This is a genomic window from Pseudomonas sp. PIC25 (genome assembly GCF_002286785.1).
Classification (GTDB): Bacteria; Pseudomonadota; Gammaproteobacteria; order Pseudomonadales; family Pseudomonadaceae; genus Pseudomonas_M.
In genome coordinates, this window is record NZ_MUJY01000109.1 from 1 (window position 1) to 1345 (window position 1345).

General features: G+C 49.7%; 2 protein-coding genes. Both read left to right on the top strand.

What is annotated here, in order from left to right; translation table 11 throughout:
* Positions 1-456, top strand: a 456-nt coding sequence (locus BZL41_RS28525; RefSeq protein WP_168190992.1) for a calcium-binding protein, incomplete at its 5' end; no start/stop codon positions are given.
* A gap of 505 nt (positions 457-961) precedes the next feature.
* Complete coding sequence (locus BZL41_RS28530) at positions 962-1099, top strand: hypothetical protein (protein WP_168190993.1); 138 nt, start codon at positions 962-964, stop codon at positions 1097-1099.
* Positions 1100-1345: the final 246 nt, after the last annotated feature.

Consider the following 1345-nt stretch of genomic DNA (forward strand, 5'->3'; position numbering starts at 1 on the left):
CCCGAGGCGTTCGGCTTGAGGCTGGAGGATTACCAGGCGCCGGAGGCGGCTGCGGAGCCCGAGCTGAATCCCGTGCTGGGCGATCTGAAACCGGTGGATACCGACGCATCCGCCGAGGGCGAGCAGATCGACTACGACCAGTGGGGCAACGTCCGGGTGACCGACAAACTGGAGGCGGATCGCGAAGACCGGCTGTTCGATACCGATGGCAACGACCATCTGCAAGGCCTGGGTGGCAATGACAACCTGCGGGGTGGTGCGGGCAATGATTTCCTGAGCGGAGACAACCTCGATACCGAAAGGCCAGATTCCAGCCTGATCGCGGCGTTGCATGGCCGCGATGTGCTGGATGGCGGTGAAGGCAACGATGACCTGGCAGCCAACGGCGACACCTTGCGTCTGCACGACTACCAGAAATGGGCAGCGGAAACACCACTCTTGATCTGCTTTGTGTAGTAGGAAATTTCCTACCCCTTGTAAGTGTTTCGATATCCCCTCTGCTTATGTGATTCATTCTGCTCCGTACTTCCTCCCGTGCGAGGAAAATAGCGACATGCAGTTTCTTTTCACTATGGGACAGGGAGCCGTTCATGATTCGACGAATTGCGCCGGGCTGGGGATTTGACCCTACCGTCGATGGCGCGCTTTTACCGCAACCGTTATCGAACATTGTATTGTTCATCCTTCGTTCATTTTCTTGGCAAAGTGCCCTGAGGCACCTACCTGACTCATCTTTTTCATTTCCTTTCTGATGATTATCCGGAACTACGGTTTGCGGCTGCCCGATTGTTGGTTCGACCCATTTGTGCGTGAAGTTAACTGCTGTGGAAATACGATGTGGGGAAGCTACTGGGTTATTGAAAATTACGGAATAAAATTGGCATTTGAGTGAGGTGCTTGCAGTGCTGCTAAGAAAGTGTTGGTCGGTTTTGTTTAGTTTTTCTATTGGATGGAGGTTCTAGTGAATAAATATTTGAAAGTTATTGTTGCAGTGATGGTGTTTTCTGTTTCTGTTGCATTTTTGGCTTTAGTGTATAGCGATAGGGTGATTTTTTCTTTTTATGGTGGGGGTTGGTGTTTAATTATTCTACAAGTATGAAGGTGCACAAAATTTCGGTGGGTGAGCGAGAGTTCTGCGTACCTGAAGCGTATTTTCGTTTTTCTAACTCTTTTTACTCCGATAGTGATATGGGTGTCGATTTGAATATGGAAATTGATAGTCTATTGCCTTGGAATGTTTATGGTGGGTGGTTGCAGGAGCTGAGTGCAACAGGGTTATTGAATTGAAGCGGGAGCATCATGCTGCATAGCCATAGCTTTCTGCATCACCTCACTCATGACTTCG